The organism is Roseomonas sp. TS2 (genome assembly GCF_058833935.1).
Window position 1 is genome coordinate 20,641 of record NZ_JCACVY010000013.1, and the last position, 23,634, is coordinate 44,274.

21 protein-coding genes are annotated in these 23,634 nt (G+C 72.4%); 11 read left to right on the forward strand and 10 right to left on the reverse strand.

All coding sequences use genetic code 11. The features are described 5' to 3' along the window. Positions 1 to 19: 19 nt before the first annotated feature. The 4 genes from ACZJYS_RS04650 to ACZJYS_RS04665 all read left to right on the forward strand — a co-directional run bounded on the left by ACZJYS_RS04650 (position 20) and on the right by ACZJYS_RS04665 (position 3,743). Positions 20 to 1,915 carry an ABCB family ABC transporter ATP-binding protein/permease gene (locus ACZJYS_RS04650; protein WP_379633004.1) on the forward strand — a complete coding sequence of 632 codons (1,896 nt, stop codon included), beginning with the start codon at positions 20 to 22 and terminating at the stop codon, positions 1,913 to 1,915. 107 nt (positions 1,916 to 2,022) lie between these two features. After that, entirely contained in the window at positions 2,023 to 2,286 is a 264-nt protein-coding gene (locus ACZJYS_RS04655; RefSeq protein WP_109516352.1) for a hypothetical protein, read from the forward strand. Between the two features lie 152 nt (positions 2,287 to 2,438). After that, positions 2,439 to 2,741: a 50S ribosomal protein L28 gene (gene rpmB / locus ACZJYS_RS04660; RefSeq protein ID WP_109516351.1), complete on the forward strand. Its 303-nt coding sequence runs from the start codon at positions 2,439 to 2,441 to the stop codon at positions 2,739 to 2,741. A gap of 108 nt (positions 2,742 to 2,849) precedes the next feature. Continuing rightward, complete coding sequence (locus tag ACZJYS_RS04665; RefSeq protein WP_493176155.1) at positions 2,850 to 3,743, forward strand: sensor histidine kinase; 894 nt, start codon at positions 2,850 to 2,852, stop codon at positions 3,741 to 3,743. Here the strand turns inward: ACZJYS_RS04665 and ACZJYS_RS04670 are convergent. From ACZJYS_RS04670 to ACZJYS_RS04685, 4 genes are all read right to left on the reverse strand, one after another. After that, a complete protein-coding gene (locus ACZJYS_RS04670; RefSeq protein ID WP_493176157.1) occupies positions 3,740 to 4,738 on the reverse strand; it encodes an esterase-like activity of phytase family protein in 999 nt (332 codons plus the stop codon). The genes ACZJYS_RS04665 and ACZJYS_RS04670 overlap by 4 nt on opposite strands. 33 nt (positions 4,739 to 4,771) lie before the next feature. Then, entirely contained in the window at positions 4,772 to 6,643 is a 1,872-nt protein-coding gene (gene cobT, locus ACZJYS_RS04675; RefSeq protein ID WP_109516348.1) for a cobaltochelatase subunit CobT, read from the reverse strand. 84 nt (positions 6,644 to 6,727) lie between these two features. Then, on the reverse strand, positions 6,728 to 7,735 hold the full coding sequence (cobS, locus tag ACZJYS_RS04680) for a cobaltochelatase subunit CobS (protein WP_109516347.1): 1,008 nt from the start codon (positions 7,733 to 7,735) through the stop codon (positions 6,728 to 6,730). Positions 7,736 to 7,801: 66 nt separating this feature from the next. Beyond that, positions 7,802 to 8,413 (reverse strand): J domain-containing protein, encoded by a 612-nt coding sequence (locus ACZJYS_RS04685; protein ID WP_109516346.1) that lies wholly within the window; start codon positions 8,411 to 8,413, stop codon positions 7,802 to 7,804. A gap of 97 nt (positions 8,414 to 8,510) precedes the next feature. Here ACZJYS_RS04685 and ACZJYS_RS04690 point away from each other — a divergent pair, with 97 nt between their 5' ends. Further along, positions 8,511 to 8,795 carry a BolA family protein gene (locus ACZJYS_RS04690; protein WP_109516345.1) on the forward strand — a complete coding sequence of 95 codons (285 nt, stop codon included), beginning with the start codon at positions 8,511 to 8,513 and terminating at the stop codon, positions 8,793 to 8,795. 20 nt (positions 8,796 to 8,815) lie between these two features. Further along, on the forward strand, positions 8,816 to 10,495 hold the full coding sequence (locus ACZJYS_RS04695; RefSeq protein WP_493176161.1) for a tetratricopeptide repeat protein: 1,680 nt from the start codon (positions 8,816 to 8,818) through the stop codon (positions 10,493 to 10,495). 9 nt (positions 10,496 to 10,504) lie between these two features. Here ACZJYS_RS04695 and ACZJYS_RS04700 read toward each other — a convergent pair whose 3' ends face one another. Together ACZJYS_RS04700 and aroB are read right to left on the reverse strand one after the other, a co-directional pair. Next, positions 10,505 to 11,074: a DUF2889 domain-containing protein gene (locus ACZJYS_RS04700; RefSeq protein ID WP_109516422.1), complete on the reverse strand. Its 570-nt coding sequence runs from the start codon at positions 11,072 to 11,074 to the stop codon at positions 10,505 to 10,507. 107 nt (positions 11,075 to 11,181) lie between these two features. Then, positions 11,182 to 12,864: a 3-dehydroquinate synthase gene (aroB, locus tag ACZJYS_RS04705; protein WP_493176186.1), complete on the reverse strand. Its 1,683-nt coding sequence runs from the start codon at positions 12,862 to 12,864 to the stop codon at positions 11,182 to 11,184. 125 nt (positions 12,865 to 12,989) lie between these two features. Between aroB and ACZJYS_RS04710 the strand changes: the two genes are divergently transcribed. The 4 genes from ACZJYS_RS04710 (at position 12,990) to ACZJYS_RS04725 (ending at position 15,552) form a co-directional block, all read left to right on the forward strand. Next, complete coding sequence (locus ACZJYS_RS04710) at positions 12,990 to 13,136, forward strand: hypothetical protein (RefSeq protein WP_181378041.1); 147 nt, start codon at positions 12,990 to 12,992, stop codon at positions 13,134 to 13,136. Positions 13,137 to 13,164: 28 nt separating this feature from the next. Further along, positions 13,165 to 14,037, forward strand: coding sequence for a site-specific tyrosine recombinase XerD (locus ACZJYS_RS04715; protein WP_493176163.1), 873 nt, complete (start codon positions 13,165 to 13,167; stop codon positions 14,035 to 14,037). A 50-nt stretch (positions 14,038 to 14,087) separates the two neighbouring features. Further along, positions 14,088 to 14,489: a GFA family protein gene (locus tag ACZJYS_RS04720; RefSeq protein WP_493176165.1), complete on the forward strand. Its 402-nt coding sequence runs from the start codon at positions 14,088 to 14,090 to the stop codon at positions 14,487 to 14,489. Positions 14,490 to 14,595: 106 nt separating this feature from the next. Then, on the forward strand, positions 14,596 to 15,552 hold the full coding sequence (locus ACZJYS_RS04725) for an acetyl-CoA carboxylase carboxyltransferase subunit alpha (RefSeq protein ID WP_379649383.1): 957 nt from the start codon (positions 14,596 to 14,598) through the stop codon (positions 15,550 to 15,552). 23 nt (positions 15,553 to 15,575) lie between these two features. On the opposite strand, the gene ACZJYS_RS04730 is transcribed toward ACZJYS_RS04725, so the two are convergent. The 3 genes from ACZJYS_RS04730 to ACZJYS_RS04740 all read right to left on the reverse strand — a co-directional run bounded on the left by ACZJYS_RS04730 (position 15,576) and on the right by ACZJYS_RS04740 (position 19,089). Continuing rightward, positions 15,576 to 16,604, reverse strand: a complete 1,029-nt coding sequence (locus tag ACZJYS_RS04730; RefSeq protein WP_493176168.1) for a sensor histidine kinase — start codon at positions 16,602 to 16,604, stop codon at positions 15,576 to 15,578. Positions 16,605 to 16,728: 124 nt separating this feature from the next. Beyond that, positions 16,729 to 17,967 (reverse strand): bifunctional glutamate N-acetyltransferase/amino-acid acetyltransferase ArgJ, encoded by a 1,239-nt coding sequence (gene argJ, locus ACZJYS_RS04735; protein WP_493176170.1) that lies wholly within the window; start codon positions 17,965 to 17,967, stop codon positions 16,729 to 16,731. Between the two features lie 123 nt (positions 17,968 to 18,090). Beyond that, positions 18,091 to 19,089, reverse strand: a complete 999-nt coding sequence (locus ACZJYS_RS04740) for a peptidylprolyl isomerase (protein ID WP_109516339.1) — start codon at positions 19,087 to 19,089, stop codon at positions 18,091 to 18,093. A 320-nt stretch (positions 19,090 to 19,409) separates the two neighbouring features. Between ACZJYS_RS04740 and secA the strand changes: the two genes are divergently transcribed. Next, complete coding sequence (gene secA / locus ACZJYS_RS04745; RefSeq protein ID WP_493176172.1) at positions 19,410 to 22,148, forward strand: preprotein translocase subunit SecA; 2,739 nt, start codon at positions 19,410 to 19,412, stop codon at positions 22,146 to 22,148. 62 nt (positions 22,149 to 22,210) lie between these two features. Here secA and ACZJYS_RS04750 read toward each other — a convergent pair whose 3' ends face one another. Further along, on the reverse strand, positions 22,211 to 23,353 hold the full coding sequence (locus ACZJYS_RS04750) for an N-acetylmuramoyl-L-alanine amidase (RefSeq protein WP_379649390.1): 1,143 nt from the start codon (positions 23,351 to 23,353) through the stop codon (positions 22,211 to 22,213). Positions 23,354 to 23,634: the final 281 nt, after the last annotated feature.

Sequence of the window (23,634 nt, forward strand, 5' to 3'; positions counted from 1 at the left end):
ACCGACTGGAGATTGCCCCGTGCCCGCTTCCCCTGCCGCGCCGGCCCGTCCGCGCGGCCACTTCCAAACGCTGCTGACCCTCGCCCCCTATCTCTGGCCCCGCAACGAGCCGGGGCTGCGCGCCCGCGTCGTCGTCGCGCTGATCCTCATGGTGCTCGCCAAGGGCGCCAACGTGGTGGTGCCGATCGCCTATGCCCGCGCCGTGGACGCGCTGGGGCCGCAGGCCGGCACCGCCGCCGCCATCGCCACCGTGCCCGTGGCCCTCGTGCTGGCCTATGGTCTGCTGCGCATCACCTCCTCCTGGATGGCGGAGCTGCGCGACGCCGTCTTCACCCGCGTGCAGGCGCGGGCGGGGCGGGTCATCGCGCTCAACGTGTTCCGCCACCTGCACGCCCTGTCGCTCCGCTTCCACCTGGACCGGCAGACGGGCGGCATGAGCCGCGTCATCGAGCGCGGCACGCGGGGCATCAACTTCGTCCTCGACTTCATGCTGTTCAACATCATCCCCACGCTGATCGAAATCCTGCTCGTCGCGGGCATCCTGTGGGGGCTGTTCGACGCCAGCTTCGCCCTTGTCACGCTGCTGACGATCGGGCTCTACATCGCCTTCACCCTGGTCTTCACCGACTGGCGGCTGCGCTTCCGCCGCGCCATGAACGAGATGGACCAGGAGGCCAACACCAAGGCCATCGACAGCCTGCTGAACTACGAGACGGTGAAGTATTTCGGCAACGAGAAGCACGAGGAGCGGCGCTACGATTCCTCCCTCGCGCGCTACGAGGCCGCCTACACTCGCTCCGAGGTGACGCTGAACTACCTGAACATGGGCCAGGCGGCGATCATCGCCATCGGCCTGACGGCGGTGATGCTGATGGCCGCGCGCGGCGTCGCCAATGGCAGCATGTCGGTGGGCGATTTCGTGCTGGTGAACACCTACCTGATCCAGCTCTACCTGCCGCTGAACTTCCTGGGCTTCGTCTATCGCGAGCTGAAGCAGGGGCTGGTGGACATGGAGGCCATGTTCACCCTGATGCGCGAGAAGCAGGAGGTGGCCGATGCCCCCGGCGCGCCGCCGCTCGCCGCAGGTCCCGGCGCGCTGGAGTTCCGCGACATCCGCTTCGGCTACCGGCCGGACCGCACCATCCTCAAGGGTGTCTCGCTGAGCGTCCCGGCGGGGCGGACGCTGGCCATCGTCGGCCCCACCGGCGCCGGCAAGTCCACCATCTCGCGCCTGCTGTTCCGCTTCTACGACGCCCAGAGCGGCGAGATCCTGCTCGATGGCCAGGATATCCGGAGCGTGACGCAGGAGAGCCTGCGCGCCGCCGTCGGCGTGGTGCCGCAGGACACGGTGCTGTTCAACGACACCATCCGCTACAACATCGCCTATGGCCGCCCCGGCGCCTCGGAGGAGGAGGTGGTGGCGGCCGCCAAGCTCGCCCAGGTGCATGACTTCGTCCTCCGCCTGCCGGATGGCTACGACACCCGTGTGGGCGAGCGCGGCCTGAAGCTCTCGGGCGGCGAGAAGCAGCGCGTGGCCATCGCCCGCACCATCCTGAAGGATCCGCGCGTGCTGATCCTGGACGAGGCGACGAGCGCGCTCGACACGCGCACCGAGCAGGAAATCCAGGCGGCGCTGCGCGGCGTCTCGGCGGGGCGCACCACGCTGGTCATCGCCCACCGCCTCTCCACCGTGGTGGAGGCGGACGAGATCATCGTGCTGCAGGACGGGCAGATCGCCGAGCGCGGCAACCACACGGCACTGATGGCGGCGGATGGCCTCTACGCGCAGATGTGGCGCCGCCAGTCCGAGGCCGTGGCGGCGGCCGAGGCGGCGGCGGCGGCGCAGGAGGCGGCGCGCGCCGCCGGGGTGGAGGCGGATGCGGGGCGGCGCCCGGCGCACGACCCGCGCCTGTGAGCGGCGCGTTCCGCCCGCCTTTTGCGCCCCCTGCTCTTTTGCGCCCGTGCTCTTTTGCTTCCCCGCCAGTGTGACTATGTGACCGGACCGTATCAGGAGGGCACCAGATGCAACTCGATCCGCAGGGGGTGGCCCCGGAAGATCTCAGCCATGCCGGGTCCGTGGTGGACAAGGCGATCGAATACATGATCGAGCAGAAGATCGCGCCGATCTCGGTCGCCTCCGCCCTGCTCGGCGGCGCGCTCGGGCTGATGGCGCGCAGCATGCGCGACGAGGCGATCGCCAACGTGCTGCGCAGCGCGCTGGCCTCGGTCGAGGCGGGGGAGCTGGCCGAGATGCGCCAGGGGCCGCCGTCCGGCAACGATCTCTGAAGCCGGCAGGCGCCCGCGCGGCCAGGATTTCCGCCGCCGCGGGGCCGTCGAATCCTTGACTCTCGCGGGGGGGCGGGCCATACGCCCCCTCTGTTTTTCACACTGGGTGTGCGGTCTGTGCCGCGACCCCGCTCCGATTGAAGGGTAGCGCCATGGCTCGCCGTTGCGGCATCACCGGCAAGGGCGTGCTGACGGGCAACAACGTCAGCCACGCCAACAACAAGACGCGTCGCCGTTTCCTGCCGAACCTGCAGGAAACCTCGTTCTTCTCCGACGTGCTCGGCACCTCCGTGCAGATCCGCATCTCCACCAACGGCATCCGCACCGTGGAGCACAATGGCGGCCTGGACTCCTTCCTGCTCGGCACCGCCGACCGGAAGCTGCCGGCCGAGGCGCTGACCCTGAAGCGCCGCATCCTGAAGGCGCAGGAGAAGAAGGCCGCCGCCGCGGCCTGACGCGCCTCCCGCGCCCTGCGCGCGGTGCATGGACCGATGATGCGAACGCGCCCCGCCCGAGCGGGGCGCGTTTACTTTTTCTTCGGGTCCGTCGCGCAGCATGAGCGCATGGCGACTTTTTCCCTGATTGTCCTGATGGGCCTGCTTTCCGGCGTGGGCCTGCTGCTCTTCATGGCCGAGCGCGAGCGCCACCGCGCGCAGCGCCGGGTCATCGAGATGGAGCAGGAGGTGGCGCAGCGGACCCGGCATCTCGACCTGTTCGCGCAGGAGCTGCACACGCTCGGCCTGTCCCTGCTGGGCCAGAGCCCGCAGCTGGCGCAGGGCGGCGCGGAAGGCCATGCGCGCGCGCTGCTCTGCCTGGCCGCCGACGTACACGACCTGGCCGCCAGCACCGCCGCTCCCCGCCGGCTGCGGGAGGAGTGCGTCTCCCTGGCGCCGCTGCTGCGCGAGGTGATCGAGCAGGTCTCGCTGGCCATGGCGCCCGGCACGCGGCAATGGCGCGTCGCGCCCGACCTCGCCGCGCTGATCCTGCGGGCCGACCGCCGCGCGCTCCGCGGCGCGCTGCTGCAGGTGCTGACCCGCGCCATCCGCCACACGCGCGAGGGCGACCCGATCATCCTGCAGCTGGTGCAGGCGGAGGAGACGCTGACCATCATGGTCGAGGATGAGGGGGCGGGGCTGGCCGCCGGGGATCTCGGCCAAAGCGCCGCCGGCGATGGCACGCGGGGGCTGGCCCTGGGGCTGCTGGTGGCCCGCCAGCTCCTGCGCGCCCATGAGGGCGAGCTGACGGTGGAGGCGGTGCAGGGCATCGGGGCCCGCACCTGGATGACCCTGCCACGGCGCTGCCTGCTGCACATCGCGCAGGACGGCCCGCCGGGCACGCCCGCCGTCCTGCTCCCCGCCCCGGCCGGTACCGATGTCGCCCCTGCCGGCAATGCGCCGGAGGCGGTGCAGGCCGGCACCGGGCGGGCGGCCCTGCCCCTCCAGGCCGGAGGCGGCTAGGCGCCGGGAGCGGCGCCGCCGTCGCGGAGGGTGAAGAGCAGCAGCAGCCCCTCCTGGAAGAACAGCTCGTTGTCGTCGGCCAGCAGGGCGACCCAGGTCTGCCCGGCATGGCGGAAGCTGGCCACCCCCTCCCAGTTCTCGCCGGGCAGGGCCGTCTCGGGCAGCAGGGTCTCGGCCTCCAGCACCGTCTCCGCGCGGGCGGTGGCCAGGGCTGCGGCGGGCAGGCGCAGCAGGCGGCCCTGGAAGCCCTGGGGCAGGCCGAAGCGCCGCTCCACCACCAGCGCGCCACCATCGGCCAGGCCGCAGGCACCGGTGGGCACGAAGCCGGGCGTGGGGCGGTAGGCGAGGGGCAGCCACTGCCCGGGCTCGCCCAGCCAGGCGCGCACGTCTCCCCCGTCCCCCGCCCCCGCGCCGCCTGTGGCGGGCAGCGCCTCGGTGATGGCCAGCCATCGCCCGTCGGCCAGCAAAGCCAGGCTTTCCAGCCCGCCATTGTTCGGCGCGAAGCGCAGTGCCGGGGGCATGGCGATCGGCCGACACGCCTCGCGCAGCGTGTCATAGGCGCAGACGCGGTGGCGGCGCTCGAACCCCACCAGCCAGCCACCCCCCGGCCGTGGCGCCAGCGATTCGGCATCGCCATCGACGCTGCGGGGCAGGGGGATGGGTAACTCGCCGGCCAGCCGGCCGGTCTCGAGCGCCTCCAGCGCCACCGGCCGCCCTTCCGGCCCGAGCCGGAGACCGGCCCGGAGCCAGCGGCCCAGATCGCTGATGGCGGTCAGCCGCAGGGCCTCGTCCACATGCAGGCCGGAGAGGCCGCCGAAGCCGATGACATGCCGGTTCAGCCGCAGCCCGCCGCGCGATTCGAGCGGTGAATCCGGCGGCAGGTCGAGAGGCGGCAGGGGCGTGGCCGGCGCGCCGCCCAGGCGCAGGGCGGCACAGGCCCCGAGCCCGCCCAGCGCGGCCACGGCCAGCAGGCCGCGCCGCCCCGGGCGGTTCACGCGCGCGCCTGCCTGCTCACGCCGCCCGCCGGCTCACGCGAGCAGCGGCGCCCGCTCGGTGGCCGCGCGCTGGAAGGCGGCGGCGGCGTCCTCGTCGAACAGCTCCGCCAGCTTCTTCATCATCGTGCCGCCCAGCTCCTCGGCATCGACGATGGTGACGGCGCGGCGGTAGTAGCGCGTCACGTCATGCCCGATGCCGATGGCGATCAGCTCGACGATGTCGCGGTTCTCGATGTCGCCGATCACCTTGCGCAGGTGGCGCTCCAGGTAGTTGCCCGGATTGACGGAGAGCGTGCTGTCATCGACCGGCGCGCCGTCCGAGATCACCATCAGGATGCGGCGCCGCTCGGGGCGCATCATCAGGCGCTTGTAGGCCCAGTCCAGCGCCTCGCCGTCGATGTTCTCCTTGAGCAGACCCTCGCGCAGCATCAGCCCGAGATTCTTGCGGGCGCGGCGCCAGGGCGCGTCGGCGCTCTTGTAGATGACGTGGCGCAGGTCGTTCAGCCGGCCGGGGTTGCGCGGCTTGCCTTCCTGCACCCAGCGCTCGCGGCTCTGGCCGCCCTTCCATGCGCGGGTGGTGAAGCCCAGGATCTCGACCTTCACCGAGCAGCGCTCCAGCGTGCGCGCCAGGATGTCGCAGCACATGGCGGCCACCGAGATGGGGCGGCCGCGCATCGAGCCGGAATTGTCGATCAGCAGCGTCACGACGGTGTCGCGGAAATCCGCCTCGCGCTCGCGCTTGTAGGAGAGCGAGAGCATCGGGTTGACGATGATCCGCGCCAGCCGCGCGGCATCGAGCTGCCCTTCCTCGAGGTCGAATTCCCAGGCGCGCTGCTGCTGCGCCAGAAGGCGGCGCTGCAGCCGGTTGGCCAGCTTGGAGACGACGCCCTGGAGGTGGCTGAGCTGCTGGTCGAGCTGCTGGCGCAGGCGGGCCAGCTCCTCGGCGTCGCAGAGATCCTCGGCCTCGATCTCCTCGTCGAACTTCTTGGTGAAGGCGCGGTAGGCGGAGGCATCGTCGGAGGGGGCCACCTCCTTGCGCTGCTGCGGGCCGCCCGGGCGGTCCTCGCCCTCGGCGGCGACGCCTTCCTCCTCCTGGGTCTCGCCCTCCTCCTCGGCGCCCTCGCCCTGCATGGATTCGGGCTGGGCGCCCAGCGTCGGGTCGCTTTCCTGGCTCTGCGCCTCGCCCTCGGCGGAGTTGTCCTGCTGGCTGGAGGTCTCGCTGCCCTCGTCGCCCTGCTCGTCCTCCTCGGCCTCCGCCTCCACCTCGGCCTCGACCAGGTCGAAGGCGGAGAGCAGCTTGCGGGCGGCGCGGGCGAACTTTTCCTGATCCTCGCTGGCGGTGGCCATCTCGTCGAGCGCGGCCTCGGCCTTGTCGCCCAGCGTGGCGCGCCAGAGGTCGAGGATGCGCTGGGCGGCGGCGGGGGCGGCCTGGCCGGAGAGGCGCTCACGCGCCAGCAGCGAGAGCGCGGCGGGCAGCGGCAGCTGGTCCTTCCGCGTCATCCGGTCATAGCCTTCCGACTCGCAGGTCTCGGCCAGCCGGGCATCGAGGTTGGCGGCCACGCCCGGCATCAGCCGGGAGCCGATCACCTCGACGCGGGCCTGCTCCAGCGCGTCGAACACCTCGCGCGCCTCGCGGCGGGCGGGGGTGCGGGCGGCGTGGGCGGCCTCGTCATGGTGGCGCAGGCGTAGCGCGATGGAATCCGCAGCGCCGCGCAGCCGGGCCATCTCGGCCGGCGGCAGGGCGCGGGTCGGCAGCGGCAGCCGCGCCCGCTTGCCGGCGAGGCCGGACGGCCCCGGCTGGTAGGCCACCTGCACCTCGGCGTTGCGCGCGATGGCGCGCAGCGTGCCGGCGGTGGCCCGCTTGAACTCTTCCTGACGTGTCAGGTCCTTGCCGCTACCGCTCATGGCGTACCCCTGCTGGGAGGTCCAGGAACCTCAGGTTCCTGGCGGGGAGGTCCAGGAGGGGCGGCGCCCCTCCTGGCCATGGTTTCAGTTCTTGCGAACCAGCAGCCCGGTGGGAACTTCCTCGTTGAAGCAGCGCTGGTAGTACTCGGCCACGGTCGAGCGCTCCGCCTCGTCGCACTTGTTGAGGAAGGAGAGGCGGAAGGCGAAGCCGACATCGCCGAAGATGCGGGTGTTCTCGGCCCAGGTGATGACGGTGCGCGGCGACATGACGGTGGAGATGTCGCCGGCGATGAAGCCGGCGCGGGTCAGGTCGGCCAGCGCCACCATGGCGTCGATGCGCTTCTTGCCCGCCGTGTCGCCCGGCTCGATGCCGAGCTTGGCGGCGACGATGCTGCTCTCCTGCGCGTGCGGCAGGTAGTTCAGCGTGGCCACGATGTTCCAGCGGTCCATCTGGCCCTGATTGATCTGCTGGGTGCCGTGGTAGAGGCCGGTGGTGTCGCCCAGCCCCACCGTGTTGGCGGTGGCGAAGAGGCGGAAGGCCGGGTGCGGGCGGATGACGCGGTTCTGGTCGAGCAGGGTCAGCTTGCCCTCGACCTCCAGCACGCGCTGGATGACGAACATCACGTCCGGCCGGCCGGCGTCGTACTCGTCGAACACCATGGCGCAGGGGTGCTGCAGCGCCCAGGGGAGGATGCCCTCGCGGAACTCCGTCACCTGCTTGCCGTCCTTGAGGACGATGGCGTCCTTGCCGATCAGGTCGATGCGGCTGATGTGGCTGTCGAGGTTGACGCGGATGCAGGGCCAGTTCAGCCGCGCCGCCACCTGCTCGATATGGGTGGACTTGCCGGTGCCGTGGTAGCCCTGGACCATGACGCGCCGGTTGAAGGCGAAGCCGGCCAGGATGGCGAGCGTCGTGTCGCGGTCGAACTTATAGGTGGAGTCGGGCTCCGGCACGTGCTCGGTGCGGACCGAGAAGGCGGGAACCTCCAGGTCGCTGTCGATGCCGAAGACCTCGCGCGCCTTCACGGTGATATCCGGCAGGTTGATCACGGAGGTGGGGCGCGCTTCGGACAATGTTGCGACCTTCGTCATAGGGCTCTCTTCGCTCTCGGCTGTGCGTTCGCGGATCGGGGCGGTGCGGTGTCGGTCTCTCGCGGCTCAGGCTGCCCGGCTGGCGGAGGCCGCGGGCGGCTTCTTCGGCGTCTGCTGTTCCGCCGCCATCATGGCCAGCCGCTTGCGCAGAAGGCTATAGGCTCGGTTGATATCCTTGAGGCGGTCCTCGGCGGATTTGTCGCCGCCGTTGGTGTCGGGGTGGTAGCGCTTGGCGAGCTCCTTGTAGCGGGCGCGCAGCGCATCCTCCTCCAGCGGCCAGCCGAGGCCGAGCATGTCGAGCGCGGCACGCAGCTCGGGCGGTGCCTCCTTGGCGCTCTTGCGCGGCGTCGGCGGCGCCTGGCCAAACAGTCCGAGAGGGTCGCGGAACAGCTCGGGGTTCAGCTTGGTGCCGCCGAGCCGGCCCAGGGGCCAGGTCGGGCGCTGCCAGGAGCTGTCCTCGCGCAGGTTCTGCTCGATCTCGTCGGCATTCATGCCCTTATAATAGTCCCATGCCTGGTTGTAGGCGCGGACATGCTCCAGGCAGAAATGGTAATAGTCGCGCAGTCGCGAGCGGTCGCGGGGTGCGCGGAATTCACCCGGAGCCTCACAGCCGGGCGCGTCGCACGGTGTGGTCGGGGTGGATGTGTCGGGTCTGAGACGTTCGCCTCGGCGGGCCATTTGGAGGTTTATGGGCGTCTCGCGGGCATCCCGCAAGGCGGCAGATGCCAAACCTTTCTCTTGGCAGGCGGGTTTCGGCATGGAAAACCTGCCCGTCATGTCAACACGCGAAGAGCGCATGCGGACGATCCTGCTCTCGGCCTTCCCCGGGGCGGATGTCTCGATCCTGGATGAGAGCCACCGCCATGCCGGCCATGCCGGCGCGGCCCCCGGCGGGCAGACCCACTACGCGGTGCGGGTGGTCAGCCCCGCCTTCGCGGGCATGAGCCGCGTCGCCCGCTCGCGCGCCGTGCACGCCGCGCTGGAGCAGGAATTCGGCAGCGGCCTGCACGCCCTCTCGCTGCGCCTGCAAACCCCGGAGGAGGCGGGCCGGGCGGCCTGACGCCACCCGCCCGCAGGATCATGGCCGAGACCCATCCCGCCGCCACCACCCCGCCGGCCGCTCCGGCGGGCACGATCCTCTACGAAGACGAGCACCTCGTGGTGGTGCACCGGCCCGCCGCCGGCGAGCCCACGCTGATCACCTTCGCCGACCTGACCTTCCGCCCGAAGGGCGACAGCATCTGGGGCCAGGAGGTGGCGCGCAAGCTGAAGGTGAACGCCATCGGCTTCGTGGCCAAGCGGGAGAACTGGTTCCCCGCCGCCTCGGTGGCGGCGGCGGCGGCGGCGGTGCGCGGCGCCCTGCGCGGCCCAGCCATCACCTACGGCTACAGCATGGGCGGCTATGCCGCGCTGAAATACGCGCGGCTGCTGGGCGCGGCCCATGCCTTCGGCGTATGCCCGCAGGGCTCGATCGACCCGCGCCAGGTGCCGTGGGACAAGCGCTTCCACCAGCACCACGACGCCGCCCTGCTGCCCGACATGGCGGTGCGGCCGGGCGAGCCGGGCCGCTTCGCCGTGCTGCTGGCCGACCCCTACATGCCGGAGGATGCGCGCCACGCGGCGGCGCTGGCGAAGGGGGCGGGGGTGCACTGGCTGCGCACCCCCTTCATGGACCACGCGCCGGTCTGGCTGCTGGTGGAGAGCGCCTTCCTCCGCCAGATGCTCGACGGCATCCTGGCCGAGGACCTGCCGCGGCTGACGGCGCTGATGCGCGCCCGCCGCCACCAGAGCCCGCACTGGTTCCGCCATGCCGGCAACGCCGCCTTCCGCCGCGGCCATCTGGAGATGGCCAACCGGCTTTGGAAGCGGGCGCTGGAGCTTGGCCTCTCCCCCGGAATCGCCGAGCAGGACATCATGCGCGCCATGCGGCTGCGCATGCGCGCGCTGCGCGACGCGGGCGACCGCGACGGTGCCACCGCCGTGGCGCTGCGCCAGGCGGCGCTGCGGCCGGAGGATTTCCACAGCCAGGCGCGGGCCGGCCATGCCCTGCTCGGCATGGGCGAGTTCAACGCGGCGGAGGCGCCGTTCCGTGCCGCGCTGGCGCTGCGCAAGAATGTCGGGCACGTCTACCAGGGGCTTTCCCTGGTGCTGGGCAGCCAGAAGCGGATGACGGAGGCGCTGGAGCTGTGCAAGCGCGGCGTGCGCGACGCGCCGGGCGACGGCAAGCTGCATGTGCATTACGGCCACCTGCTGCTGAACAACGGCAAGCTGGACGAGGCCGAGGCGCAGTTCCGCATCGTGCTGCGGCAGAACCCCAGCCATGCCAAGGCGTTGCTCGGCCTCAGCCACGCCCTGGCCGCGCGCGGCGACCGCGCCGAGGCCATCGCCGTCGCCCGCCAGCAGGTGCAGGACGCTGACAAGGACCCGCAGGCCTATCTCTGGCTCGGCCAGCTCCTGCTGTTCGTCGGCGAGCCGGGGGAGGCGGAGCCGGTGTTCCGCGAGGCGCTGCTGCTCGCGCCCGAGCTGGGCGCGGCGCATATCGGGCTGGCCCGCGCGCTGGAGCGGACGGGGCGGCTGGAGCTGGCGCGCCGCACCGCCGCCGAGGCGGCACGCCGCCTGCCCGAGGACGAGAAGGTGCAGGCCCTCTACAGCCGCCTCGGCCCGCCCGACCTCACCGAGGCTGAGGCGGCGGAGCTGGCGCCGCCCGCCTCGCCGCTGCGCCGCTTCCTGCGCGCCTTCTTCAGCCGCGACGAGGACTGACGCCGGCCTTCACTCCGCCGCGCGGTGGCGGCTGGCGGCGTAGTCCGGCCAGTGGCGCGCCACCACGTCGCTGCCCTCGGCATAGGCGAGGCAGGTATCGACCAGGGCGGGGCGGCGGGCGGGCGATGTCTTCGCCTCGGCCTGGCGGCGGGCCTGCCGCGCGTCGTAGGTGGTCTGGAAGGCGACGGTGGCGAGCTGCGCCATCATCTCCCGCAGATGGGTGCAGCCCAGCGTGCCGCCCACCCGCTCCTGCACCGCGCGGTTGAAGCCGGCGCCGATGCGCAGCCCCGCCAGCCGGCCGAAATTCGCCGCCGCGGCGGGGCAGATGGCGTAGGGGCTGAAATCGGTCGAGGCCTCGCAGGCGTGGATCAGCAGCTCGTCATCCACGGTCAGCCGGATCCACATGCCGTGCAGCGGCTCGTCCGGGCCGACGCTGCGGTCCAGCGTCTCGAAGCCATGCGGCTTGGTGTCGACCAGATGGCCCTCGATGTCGAACAGGCCGTCCTCGCGCGCATAGCCGTGCATGTCGATCAGGCGCCGGTGCAGCGGCTGGCGCGCGGCGGGCGGGGAGAGGGGCATGGGCAGGCCTCCCGGCATGATGCGTCGCAACAGAGCCTTCCGCTATGGCATGGCGGCCACGAGGGGGGAAGCCCGGCGCGGGGCATGGCTGCCGCGCGCGGCGGCGCTCAGCCGGTGGCGCCAGCCTCGCGCAGCAGGTCCTCGACCAGCGCCGGCGGCACGTCGCCGCGGGTCAGCGCCTCGCCGGGGCCGCGCAGCAGCACGAAGCGCAGCGCGCCGTCGCGCACCTTCTTGTCCTTGCGCATGCGGCCCATCAGCGCCTCCACGGTGAAGCCGCGCGGCAGGTCGGCGAGGCGCGCGGGCAGGCCGACGGCGGCGAGATGCGCCTCCACCCGCCCCGGCAGCGCCGCGTCGCACAGGCCGAGCCGCGCCGAGAGCCGGGCGGCGAGGCCGAGACCCACCGCCACGCCCTCGCCATGCAGCAGGCTGCCATCGTAGCCGCACTCGGCCTCGATGGCGTGGCCGAAGGTATGCCCGAGGTTGAGCAGGGCGCGGCCGCCCTCGGGGCTTTCCTCGCGCTCGTCGGCGGCCACCACGGCGGCCTTCAGGCGGCAGCTCTCCAGCACGGCGTGGCGCAGCGCGGCGGCATCGCCCGCCACGGCCTTGGCGCCCTCGGCCTCGCACCAGTCCCAGAGCGGGCCCTGGAGCAGGCCGTGCTTGGCCACCTCGGCATAGCCGGCGCGCAATTCGCGGGCGGGGAGGGTGGCGAGCACCCCGGTATCGGCCAGCACGATGCGCGGCTGGTGGAAGGCGCCGGCCAGGTTCTTGCCCGCCTTCAGGTTGATGCCGGTCTTGCCGCCCACCGAGCTGTCCACCTGCGCCAGCAGGGTGGTGGGCACCTGCACGAAGGGCAGGCCGCGCAGCGCCGCGGCGGCGGCGAAGCCGGCGAGGTCGCCCACCACCCCGCCGCCGAGCGCGACGATGGCGGTGCTGCGGTCGATGCCCGCCGCCAGCAGCGCCTCCATCAGCGTGCCGAACTGGGAGAAACTCTTGCTGGCCTCGCCCGGCGGCACGGAGAGGCTGGCGCGGATCTCGAAGCCCGCCCGCTCCAGCCCGGCGCGCAGCGCGGGGAGGTGCAGCGCCGCCACGCTGGCATCGCTGACGATGGCCACGCGCCGCGCCGGCAGCACCGGGGCGATCAGCCCGCCGGCGCGGGCCAGCAGCCCCTCGCCCACCAGCACCTCGTAGGGGCTGGCGGAGAGCGCCACGGGCAGGCGGTCCGGCATGGCATGGCCCTCCAGCGCGGCCTGCACGCGGTCGGTCGTGGTCTCGGGGGATTCGTCCAGGCAGTTCACCACGATATCGGCCTCGGCATAGAAGGGGTGGCGGGCGGCCATGAGGCGGTTCAGCACCGCCTCCGGGTCCTGGTCGAGGAACATCGGCCGGGTGCTGCGCCCCGCGACGCGCGGCAGCAGCACCGGCACGGTGCAGCGCAGCCACAGCGCCACGGCGCCCGAGTCGCGGATGGCGCGGCGCGTCTCGGCATCGGCATAGGCGCCGCCGCCGGTGGCCAGCACGACGGGCGGGCCGGAGAGCAGGCGGGCGATGACCCGCCGCTCCCCCTCGCGGAAATGCGGCTCGCCATAGCGGGCGAAGATCTCGGTGATGGGCTGGCCGGCGGCGGCCTCGATCTCGGCGTCCGCGTCGCAGAAGGGCAGGCCCAGGCGCTGCGCCAGGCGGCGGCCGATGGAGGATTTGCCGGAGCCCGGCATCCCCACCAGCACGACCGAGCGCGGCCGGCCGCCCGGAATGTCCAGGGGCGGCGGCGTGGCCGGTGCCGGCGCGGTCATGGCGGGGCCGGTGGGCTCGGGGGCCGGCGGTGCGGCGGGCGGAATGATGGCGAAGCCGAGGTTGCGTGACACAGGGCCGGACGGTAGCACATCACACTCCGCCGCGCAGGATACCCCCGGCCGCCATGTTCCGCCGTCCCTTGCTTCTCCTCATCCTGATCCTGGTCATCGCCGCCCTGGGCGGGCTGCTGGTGCTGGGCGCCTTCCCGCCGCCCGTGACGCAGCAGCCGGTCGAGCGCACCCTGCCCAACGAGCGCTTCGGCACCCGCTGAGGCCGGCCCCGGCCGTCAGGAACCAGGGATGGACCGCCTCCTCGAGGCCTTCCTGGAGATGCTCTCGGCCGAGCGTGGCGCCGCGCGCAACACGCTGACGGCCTACGAGGCGGACCTGACCGATTTCGAGACCTATGCCCGCCGGCGCGGCGAGTCGCTCGCCGCCGCCTCGTCCGAGATGCTGCGCGCCTACCTGGCGCGGCTGACCGATGCCGGCCTCTCGCCGCGCACCGCGGCGCGGCGGCTCTCGGCGCTGCGCCAGTTCTTCCGCTTCCTGGCGCGGGAGAATGTGCGCGCCGACGACCCCACCGAGCTGCTCGACAGCCCCCGCCAGCCGCGCTCCCTGCCCAAGGCGCTGCGCGTGGCGGAGGTGGAGGCGCTGCTGGGCGCCGCCGCGACCATTCCCGGCAAGCGCGGCCCGCTGGCCGTGGCGCTGCTGGAGCTGCTCTACTGCTCCGGCCTGCGCGCCAGCGAGGTGGTCTCGCTGCCGGCGCATGCCCTGGCGCAGGGCAGCGCGCTGATCCGCGTGCGCGGCAAGGGGGGGAAGGACCGGCTGGTGCCGGTCTCGGCCCGGGCGCGCGCCGCCGTGGCCGCGCTGCGGGACCCGAAGAAGCCTTCCAAATGGCTGTTCCCCTCGCATGGCGCGGCCGGGCACCTGACGCGCCAGGGGCTGCTGCTGCTGGTCAAGCAGGCGGCGCTGGCGGCGGGGCTGGACCCGGCCAAGGTCAGCCCGCACGTGCTGCGCCATTCCTTCGCCAGCCACCTGCTGGAGGGCGGCGCCGATCTGCGCGCCCTGCAGATGCTGCTCGGCCATGCCGACATTGCCACCACCCAGATCTACACGCGGGTGCTGGAGGAGCGGCTGCGCCAGCTCGTCGAGACGCACCACCCGCTGGCCTGACGGGGCCGGCCATGGCACGCTGCCCCCTCCAGGGGGCGGGGAGGAAGGGCATGACCATGCTGGCCGGGCGCTGCCATTGCGGCGCCGTGCAGTATGCGGTGGCGGCGGCGGATGTGCTGCACCACGCGCTGTGCCACTGCGCCGATTGCCGCCGCCATGCCGGGGCGCCGGTGGTGGGCTGGGCGATGGTGCCGGCCGGGCGGCTCACCGTGCGGGGCACGCCGAAGGTCTATGCCTCCTCCGCCCATGGCCGCCGCAGCTTCTGTGCCGAATGCGGCACCAGCCTGTTCTACGTGAACGAGGCGATGCTGCCCGGCATGGTGGACATCCAGACCGGCACGCTGGACGATGCCGCCCTCCTGCCGCCGGGCGCGCAGATCCAGGTGGCGGAGCGCCTGCCCTGGATGGCCACGCTGCACACCCTGCCGGAATTCCAACGCTACCCCGGCTGAGGCGGGCGGGATGCGGCGGGCATGCTGGCCTTGACGCCGCATCTGCGCTAGGCCACCCGCTCTCCGCGCCCAGGCCGTGACGGGCGCCGCCAGAGACGGGATCGCGATGCGTCACTTCCTCGACTTCGAAAAGCCCCTCGCCGAGCTGGAAGGCAAGATCGAGGAGCTGCGCCGCACCACCGATGCGGGCGGCATCGACGTGGCGGAGGAGGTCGGCCGCCTGTCGGACAAGGCGGAGAAGCTGCTCTCCGCCACCTACGCCAAGCTGACGCCCTGGCAGAAGACCCAGGTGGCCCGCCACCCGGACCGGCCGAAATGCCTCGACTATGTCCGCGCCCTGATCGAGGACTTCACGCCCCTGGCCGGCGACCGCGCCTTCGCCGACGACGCGGCGGTGGTGGGCGGCATGGGCCGCTTCCGCGGCCGCGCCGTGATGGTGCTGGGCACCGAGAAGGGCACCGACACCGAGAGCCGCGTGCGCCACAATTTCGGCATGGCCCGGCCCGAGGGCTACCGCAAGGCCCGCCGCCTGATGGAGCTGGCCGGGCGCTTCGGCCTGCCCGTCCTCTCCTTCGTCGACACCGCCGGCGCCTTCCCCGGCATCGAGGCCGAGGCGCGCGGCCAGGCCGAGGCCATCGCCCGCTCGATCGAGGCCTGCCTGGACGCGCCGGTGCCGATGGTCTCCACCATCATCGGCGAGGGCGGCTCGGGCGGCGCCATCGCCCTCGCCGCGGCCGACCGCGTGCTGATGCTGGAGCACTCCATCTACTCGGTGATCAGCCCCGAGGGCTGCGCCTCGATCCTGTGGCGGGACGCGGCCCAGGCCAGCACCGCCGCCGATGCGCTGAAGCTGACGGCGCAGGACCTCTCGCGCCTGGCGCTGATCGACGCCGTGGTGGCGGAGCCGCTGGGCGGCGCGCACCGCGACGCCGCCGCCGCGATCGCCGCTGTGGGCGACAAGGTGGCGGAATGCCTGGAGCCGCTGCTGGCGCTCGACAGCGGCACGCTGCGCGCCCGCCGCCGCGAGAAGTTCCTGGAGATGGGCCGCAACGGCGTGGCCTGAGGCGCCGGGCGCCGCCCCCCGCCTCAGCGCACCGGCAGGAGCAGGCCGCAGGCGGTGCCGCGCGGCGCCCGCCGCATCTCGAAGCTGGCGCCGAGCTGCGCGGCCAGCGCCCTGACGATGCGCAGGCCGAGGCTCTGCGTGGTCTCCAGGTCGAAATCCGGCGGCAGGCCGGCGCCGTCATCGAGCACGGTGAGCTGTATCGTGGCCGGCTCCAGCTGGCGCAGCTCGATGGCGATCCTGCCCTGGCCCTGGTGCGCGAAGCCATGCTCCAGCGCGTTGGAGACCAGCTCCATCAGGATCAGCGCCATCGGCACCGTCTGCTCGGGCGGCAGCAGCACGCTGTCGGCCTGCAGGTGCACCTTGACGCCCGTGGCGCCGGCGGCGTCCAGCAGGTCGTCGCACAGGCGGCCGAGGAAGACGCCGAGTTCCACGCGCTGGCCCGAGGGGTCCTGCAGCCGGCGGTGGATGCGGCCGATCAGCTCCAGCCGGGTGGCCGCCTGGTCGATGATGCGGCGGGCCTTCTTGTCCTGCACGGCGCCGCGCTGCAGCGCCATCAGCGCGCCGATCACCTGCAGGTTGTTGGAGATGCGGTGCTGCAGCTCCTGGAACATCACCTCGCGGCTCTCGGCCAGCTGCTGGCTCAGCTCCCGCTCGCGGGACTGGCGGGCGCTCTCGGCGCGCAGGCGCAGCAGCGCCTCCTGCATCAGGTGGATCAGCAGCACGTCCACCGTCACGATCAGGGCGTAGAAGCCCAGCGCCATCGCCGTGGCGCCGTCGAGGGTGAAGCTGTGGAAGGGCTCGATGAAGAAGTACCAGGCGGCGATGCCGGAGGCGGTGGCGGCGGCCACGCCCGGCCACAGGCCGCAGACGAAGGTGGTGACGATCACCGCCGGGAAGAAGGTGAGGTAGGGGAAGCCCGGCGGCAATGCCGGCCCGATCTTCAGCCGGGCCAGAAGCGCCACCAGGAAGACGCCGGCGGCGAAGCTCCAGCGGAACATGGCCGAGCGGGGGCGGATGCTGAACTCCAGCAGCTGGCTCAGGCGGTTCAGCATCGGTGCGTCCGGAGGGGCGGGAGGGGCGGGAGCGGTCTGCGTGCCGGGCCGGCGCCGCCTGGCAGGGCGGGCGGCCGGGTCCGTCCCCGGCCCCTTCCGGGAAAGGGCGCCGGGGAGCCGGGTCTCAGCTCCGGTAGGAGCCGTTGATATCGATATAGCCGTGCGTCAGGTCGCAGGTCCAGGCCGTGCCCTTGCCGCGCCCGAGGCCGATATCGACGGCGATCTCGATCTCCCGGCCCTTCATGTGCGCCACCACCGGCGCCTCGTCATAGCCCGGCACCACGCCGCCCTCGCGCGCCATCCAGGTGCCGCCGACGGCGACCGAGAGCCTGTCGCGGTCGGCCGGCTCGCCCGCCTTGCCCACCGCCATGACGATGCGGCCCCAATTGGCGTCCTCGCCGGCGATGGCGGTCTTGACCAGCGGCGAGTTGGCGATGGCCATGGCGATCTTCTGCGCCGAGCGGGCGGTGGTGGCGCCGGTGACGTCGATGCGCACCAGCTTCTGCGCGCCCTCGCCGTCGCGCACCACCTGCAGCGCGAGGTCGAGCAGCAGATCGTGCAGCGCGCGGGCAAAGCTCTTGAGCATCGCGCCGCCCTCGGCCGGCACGCGCGAGTGCTTCGCCTGGCCGGTGGCGAAGACCAGCACCGTGTCGCTGGTCGAGGTGTCGGAATCGACGGTGGTGCGGTTGAAGCTTGCATCCACCCCCTTCTTCAGGATGGCCTGCAGCGCCGCCGCCGGGATCTTGGCGTCGGTGGCGATGAAGCAGAGCATCGTCGCCATGTCCGGCGCCACCATGCCGCTGCCCTTGGCGATGCCGGCGATGGTCACCTCCGTGTCGCCGATCAGCGCGGTGCGGACGCAGGCCTTGGGGAAGGTGTCGGTGGTCATGATGCCGCGCGCGGCACCCTCCCAGCCATCGGCGGCGAGCTGGCCGTGCAGGGCGGGCAGGGCGGCGGTCAGCTTCTCGTGCGGCAGCGTCTCGCCGATCACGCCGGTGGAGGCGAGGAACACCTCGCGCGGCTTGCAGCCGACCAGGGCGGCGGCGGCGTCAGCCGTGGCCTGCACCGCGTCGCGCCCCGGCTTGCCGGTGAAGACGTTGGCGTTGCCGGCATTCACCACCAGGGCGCGGGCCTTGCCGCCCTTGAGCGCCGCGCGGCACCAGTCCACCGGCGCGCCCGGGCACTTGTTGCGGGTGAACACGCCGGCCACCGTGGTGCCGGGGGCGAACTGCATCAGGGTGAGGTCGTTGCGGCCCTTGTATCGGATGCCCGCCGCCGCCACGCCGAGCGTCACGCCGGCGATGGGCGGCACGGCGGGGAGGGGAACCGCGAGCGGAGAGACGGGCAGAGCCTTAGCGGCCATCAGGGCGCATCCTTGACGTGATCAGGGCGCCGCAGCGTTACCGCAAAGGAAGGGGGCTTGAAAGCAGGCGCGCGGGCCGGCGGCGGCGGATCTCCGCCGCCGCCGGCCCGCGGCAGGATCGCCTCAGCGGCGCGGCTGCCCGGCGGGCGGCGCGGCGCCGTCCAGCAGCGAGGGCGCGGGGGTGCTGGCGCGCGGCGAGCCGTCCATGTTGAAGCGCTCGATCTTGGCCTTGGCCTGCACCTCCTCCACCGCCGCGTTCACCGCCTCCTCGAAGGCGGCCTGGCGCAGCGATTCGGCGCTCTCCTCGAAGCTCGGGGCCGGCGCCATGCGGCGTGCCTCGACCTTGATGACGTGCCAGCCGAAGGGGCTCTTCACCGGCTCGCGGCTGATCTCGCCCGCCTTCAGGCCGAAGGCGGCCTCGGCGAATTCCGGCACCATGTCGGACTTCTTGAAGAAGCCGAGATCACCGCCCTGCTGGGTGCCGGGGCCGGTGGAGCGCTGCTTCGCCACGGCGGCGAAATCGGCGTTCGGCTTGCGCACCTCGGCGAGTGCGGCGCGCGCCTCGGCCTCGGTGGCGGTGAGGATGTGGCGCGCATGCACCTCCTCCTCGCCCGGCTTGCCGGCGATCTCCTTCTGGTAGCGGGCGCGCAGCGCCTCCTCCGTCAGGGCGGGGGCGATCTCGCGGCGCAGCAGCGCCTGCTGCAGCTGCTCCTCCTCGGCGCGGCGGATGGCGGCCTGCACCGCCGCGTCCTTGTCGAGCCCCTGGGCGCGGGCGGCGGCGACCAGCGCCTTCTGGGCGATCAGCTGGTCCAGCACGAGGGGGAAGAGCATCGGGCCGGGGGCGCCGCGCAGCTCGGGCGGCAGCTCGCCGATGGCGGCCTGCACGTCGGAGAGGCGGATTTCCTCCTGCTCGACGCGGGCGACCACCGGGTTGCCGGCCGGCTGGCCGGCGGGCGTACCGGGCGCGGCCTGGGGCGCGGCCGCGCCGGGCGGTGTTCCCGGCTGTGCCTGGCCAGTCTGGGCCTGACCAGTCTGGGCCTGACCGCTCTGGGCCAGGCCAGGCTGGGCCAGGAGGGGCGCCGCGGCGAGCAGCAGGGGAAGAATGAGGGCGGTGGATCGCATTCGGTGCATGTGCCTTCGCGGCTGGACGGTTCAAGATGGCGGATGCCGCCCCACATCACAATCAGGGCAGGCAGGCCAGCCGGGCAGGGCCGCCGCAGCGGCGTGGGCCTGACCTTTCCGCGCTGTCATTCCGGCTTTCGTTGACCCTGAGGCGGGCCGCGCCTATCTGTCTCGGCCAAAGCAGCCTGTTGCCCGCCCCTGTTGCCCGGCCTGGGCGGACCCGGAAGGTCCGGGCCCGGCCTTCCTCCGGACTGGCCCCGTGCCCGGCCGTCGGAGGGGGGGGAGGGGTGCCGGCCGCCCTCGGAGAGTTTCGAAACAGCATGTTCTCCCGCCTCGCCCGCGCCATCTTCGGCACCTCGAACGACCGCGTGCTGAAGCAGTTCAGCGCCCGGCTGCCCGACATCACCGCCTTCGAGCCGAAACTCGCCCCCCTCTCGGACGAGGAGCTGCGGGCGCAGACCCCGAAGCTGAAGGCCCGCCTCGCCGCCGGGGAGAGCCTGGACGATCTGCTGCCCGAGGCCTTCGCCACGGCGCGCGAGGCCTCCAAGCGCGTGCTCGGCATGCGCCATTTCGACGTGCAGATGATCGGCGGCATGGTGCTGCACGCCGGCCGCATCGCCGAGATGAAGACCGGCGAGGGCAAGACCCTCGTCGCCACGCTGGCGGTGTACCTCAACGCCCTCGCCGGCAAGGGCGTGCATGTCGTCACGGTGAACGACTACCTGGCGCAGCGCGACAGCGCGCAGATGGGCCGGCTCTACAACTTCCTCGGCCTCTCCTGCGGCGTCATCGTCCACGGCCTGACGGATGTGGAGCGGCGCGACGCCTATGCCTGCGACATCACCTACGGCACCAACAACGAGTTCGGCTTCGACTACCTGCGCGACAACATGAAGTACCGGCTGGACGAGATGGTCCAGCGCGACTTCAACTTCGCCATCGTCGACGAGGTGGACAGCATCCTCATCGACGAGGCGCGCACGCCGCTGATCATCTCCGGCCCGGCCGAGGACAGCTCCGAGCTGTACCGCCAGGTGGACCTCGTGGTGCGCGAGCTGGTGAAGGACAAGGAAACCTTCGACAAGGACGAGAAGATGCGCACCGCGGCGCTGACCGAGGCCGGCACGGCCACGGTGGAGCGCATGCTGAGCGAGGCCGGGCTGCTGGAGGAAGGCAACCTCTACGACTTCCACAACGTCACGCTGGTGCACCACGTCAACCAGAGCCTGCGCGCGCATGTCCTCTTCGCGCGGGACGTGGACTACATCGTCAACCGCGAGGGCAAGCTCGTCATCATCGACGAGTTCACCGGCCGCATGATGGAAGGCCGCCGCTACTCCGAGGGGCTGCACCAGGCGCTGGAGGCCAAGGAAGGCGTCGAGGTCCAGCCGGAGAACCAGACGCTCGCCTCCATCACCTTCCAGAACTACTTCCGCCTTTACCCGAAGCTCGCCGGCATGACCGGGACGGCCTCGACCGAGGCGGACGAGTTCGCCGAGATCTACAAGCTGGAGGTGGTCGAGATCCCGACCAACCTGCCGGTGGTCCGCCAGGACAGCGACGACGAGGTCTACCGCAGCGCCGCCGAGAAGTACGACGCGGTGGCGAAGCTGGTGAAGGAGGCGCAGGCCCGCCACCAGCCGGTGCTCGTCGGCACCACCAGCATCGAGAAGTCGGAGCTGATCAGCGAGCTGCTGAAGAAGGAAGGCGTGCCGCACAAGGTGCTGAACGCGCGCTACCACGAGCAGGAGGCCGGCATCATCGCCCAGGCCGGCCGCCCGGGCGCCGTCACCATCGCCACCAACATGGCCGGGCGGGGAACCGACATCAAGCTCGGCGGCAATGCCGAGATGCTGGCCGAGGCCGGCTTCCCCGGCCCGAAGGAAGGGCCGGAGTGGGAGGCGCAGCTCGCCGCCCTCCGCGCCCAGGTGAAGGCGGATGAGGAGGTGGTGAAGCAGGCGGGCGGCCTCTTCGTCATCGGCACGGAGCGGCATGAGAGCCGACGCATCGACAACCAGCTGCGCGGCCGCTCCGGCCGCCAGGGCGACCCGGGCGCCTCCCGCTTCTTCCTGAGCCTGGAAGACGACCTGATGCGGATCTTCGGATCGGACCGCATGGGCGGGATGCTGCAGAAGCTCGGCCTCAAGGAAGGCGAGGCCATCATCCACCCCTGGATCAACCGGGCGCTGGAGAAGGCGCAGAAGAAGGTCGAGGCGCGGAATTTCGACACCCGCAAGAACCTCCTGAAGTACGACGACGTCATGAACGACCAGCGCAAGGAGGTGTACGCCCAGCGCCGCACCTTCATGACGGCGGCCGACGTCTCGGAGACGGTGGAGGAGATGCGGCGCGAGACGATCGACGCCATGGTCGCCCGCGCCATCCCGGAGAACGCCTATCCGGAGCAGTGGGACATCGCCGGGCTGCAGGAGCGGGTGCGCAACGACCTTGGCCTCGACCTGCCGGTGGAGGAATGGGCGAAGGAGGAGGGCATCGACGAGGTGGCGGTGCGCGAGCGCATCCAGGCCGCCGCCGAGCAGATGGCCGCCAGCCGCGCCGCCAATATCGGCCCCGAGCTGATGCGCATGGTCGAGAAGCAGCTGCTGCTGCAGGTGTTCGATTCGGTGTGGAAGGAGCACCTGCTCTCGCTCGACCACATGCGCCAGGGCATCGGCCTGCGCGCCTATGGCCAGCGCGACCCGCTGAACGAGTACAAGAGCGAGGCCTTCAACCTCTTCAACACCATGCTCGAAGACCTGCGCGAGCGCGTCACCTCGCTGCTGCTGCGCATCGAGCTGAGCCCCGCCTCGCCGCCGCCCCTGCCTGAGCCGGTGATGGTGAGCGACATGCGCCACCCGGAGCCGGACATGATGGGCGCGGCCTCCGCGGCGGGGTGGGACCATGCGCCCGCCGAAGGCGGCTTCGCCCCCGCCACGCCGCGCGCGGTGGAGGGTGTCGATCCGCAGGACCCGGCCACCTGGTACCGCACGCCGCGCAACGCCGCCTGCCCCTGCGGCTCGGGGAAGAAGTACAAGCACTGCCACGGCAAGCTGGGCTGACGGCCCGGCAGGCCAGGTAAGGGCGGGGGAAGGAATTCCCCCGCGCCCCCATCTTCTTTCTGTCAGCCGGCGTGGATCATGCCGGCATGGTGCTGGGCCAGCCAGCCATGGATCGCCCGGGTCATCGAGCGGGCGAGCAGGGCGCGGTGCGCGGCGCGGTTCAGCGCCGCCTCGTCCCGCCGGTCCGAGAGGAAGCCCATCTCCACCAGCACGCTCGGCACGTCCGGCGCCTTGAGCACGGCGAAGGAAGCCTGGCGGTGGGTGTTGGGCAGCAGCGTCACGCTGCGGCCGAGCGAATCCACCACGAAGCGCGCCATCCGCGCCGAGCCTACCTTCGTCTCCTGCCGCACCAGCGAGTAGAGGATGCGCTCCACCTCGGGCGAGACATCGGGCAGGCGCAGCCCGCCCGCCGCGTCGGCGCGGTTCTGCGTCTGCGCCAGCCGGGCGGAGAGCGCGTCGGAGGCACGGTCGGAGAGGGTGTAGACGCTGGCGCCGCGCGCCCCCGGCGCGGAATCGGCGTGCAGCGAGACGAACAGCGCCGCCTCCCGCTTGCGGGCGAACTCCACCCGGCCGTCGAGCGAGACGAACGCGTCGCGCCCGCGGGTCAGCGCCACGCGGCAGCGTCCGCCCGCCTCGAGCTGCCGCTTCAGCTCCAGCGCGGCGGCGAGGGTGATGCGCTTCTCCAGCGTGCCGTTGACGCCGATCGTGCCCGGGTCCTTGCCGCCATGGCCGGGGTCCAGCACCACCAGCGGCAGGGAGGAGGCGGCCGCCGCGCCGCCCAGCCGCCCCTCGGCGATGGTGCCGCGCGCCAGCCGCGCGAAGCCGGGCTGGGTGCCGGGCGTGACATGCACCGCGAGCTGCCGCCCGCCCTCCTCCGCCTGCACCGAGACGGGGCCGGCGAGGTCGATCAGCAGCCGCTTGTTGGCGTTGTCCCAGCGCGCGCCGCGCACCAGACCGGCCGCGCCGAGCCGCGCCGGGCCGCGCCAGGTGGTGCCGGGCAGGCTCAGCACCAGCCGGGCGGGGCGGGTGGTGGCGCGCAGCGACCAGCGCGTGGCGCTGTTGACCGCGATGGTCAGGCGGCTGCCGCCATCGGCGCGCGCCAGCCGGGCGGCGGTGACGGCGGCCTCGGCCAGCGCCGGCACCCCGGCGAAGGCGAGCCCCAGCGCCATCTGCAACAATTGCCGGCGGCCGGGTGAATCAGACATGGCGCGGCGAACTCCCCCTCGATGAGCCTGGCGAGGCCGGCGGGCTTTCCCCCTCCCGGCGGCCCCGGCCGGGCGCGGCCCTCCCCAGGGTGCGCGCCCGTCACCGCCGGCGCGGGGCGCGGCGGCGACCGGAAGGCAGGCAGGGGCGCGAAAACGCCGCCACGCCGGCCGGCCCGCGATGGGCCGCACCTTGCCGATACTTCGCCTCTATCATGCCAATGCCGCAGGATCACGGGATTCCTTCATGTAACATGTGAGGAATGCAATGCCTTGTGGAAGGA

Excerpts from the sequence above, each read along its gene's own strand:
- rpmB (WP_109516351.1), top strand. The coding sequence starts at position 2,439 with ATGGCTCGCCGTTGCGGCATCACCGGCAAGGGCGTGCTGACGGGCAAC.
- cobT (WP_109516348.1), bottom strand. The coding sequence starts at position 6,643 with ATGAGCGGTAGCGGCAAGGACCTGACACGTCAGGAAGAGTTCAAGCGG.
- ACZJYS_RS04695 (WP_493176161.1), top strand. The coding sequence starts at position 8,816 with ATGGCCGAGACCCATCCCGCCGCCACCACCCCGCCGGCCGCTCCGGCG.
- ACZJYS_RS04685 (WP_109516346.1), bottom strand. The coding sequence starts at position 8,413 with ATGGCCCGCCGAGGCGAACGTCTCAGACCCGACACATCCACCCCGACC.
- ACZJYS_RS04690 (WP_109516345.1), top strand. The coding sequence starts at position 8,511 with ATGTCAACACGCGAAGAGCGCATGCGGACGATCCTGCTCTCGGCCTTC.
- ACZJYS_RS04655 (WP_109516352.1), top strand. The coding sequence starts at position 2,023 with ATGCAACTCGATCCGCAGGGGGTGGCCCCGGAAGATCTCAGCCATGCC.
- ACZJYS_RS04725 (WP_379649383.1), top strand. The coding sequence starts at position 14,596 with ATGCGTCACTTCCTCGACTTCGAAAAGCCCCTCGCCGAGCTGGAAGGC.
- aroB (WP_493176186.1), bottom strand. The coding sequence starts at position 12,864 with ATGACCGCGCCGGCACCGGCCACGCCGCCGCCCCTGGACATTCCGGGC.
- ACZJYS_RS04665 (WP_493176155.1), top strand. The coding sequence starts at position 2,850 with ATGGCGACTTTTTCCCTGATTGTCCTGATGGGCCTGCTTTCCGGCGTG.
- ACZJYS_RS04750 (WP_379649390.1), bottom strand. The coding sequence starts at position 23,353 with ATGTCTGATTCACCCGGCCGCCGGCAATTGTTGCAGATGGCGCTGGGG.
- ACZJYS_RS04710 (WP_181378041.1), top strand. The coding sequence starts at position 12,990 with ATGTTCCGCCGTCCCTTGCTTCTCCTCATCCTGATCCTGGTCATCGCC.
- ACZJYS_RS04700 (WP_109516422.1), bottom strand. The coding sequence starts at position 11,074 with ATGCCCCTCTCCCCGCCCGCCGCGCGCCAGCCGCTGCACCGGCGCCTG.
- ACZJYS_RS04730 (WP_493176168.1), bottom strand. The coding sequence starts at position 16,604 with ATGCTGAACCGCCTGAGCCAGCTGCTGGAGTTCAGCATCCGCCCCCGC.
- ACZJYS_RS04720 (WP_493176165.1), top strand. The coding sequence starts at position 14,088 with ATGACCATGCTGGCCGGGCGCTGCCATTGCGGCGCCGTGCAGTATGCG.
- argJ (WP_493176170.1), bottom strand. The coding sequence starts at position 17,967 with ATGGCCGCTAAGGCTCTGCCCGTCTCTCCGCTCGCGGTTCCCCTCCCC.
- cobS (WP_109516347.1), bottom strand. The coding sequence starts at position 7,735 with ATGACGAAGGTCGCAACATTGTCCGAAGCGCGCCCCACCTCCGTGATC.
- secA (WP_493176172.1), top strand. The coding sequence starts at position 19,410 with ATGTTCTCCCGCCTCGCCCGCGCCATCTTCGGCACCTCGAACGACCGC.
- ACZJYS_RS04715 (WP_493176163.1), top strand. The coding sequence starts at position 13,165 with ATGGACCGCCTCCTCGAGGCCTTCCTGGAGATGCTCTCGGCCGAGCGT.
- ACZJYS_RS04740 (WP_109516339.1), bottom strand. The coding sequence starts at position 19,089 with ATGCGATCCACCGCCCTCATTCTTCCCCTGCTGCTCGCCGCGGCGCCC.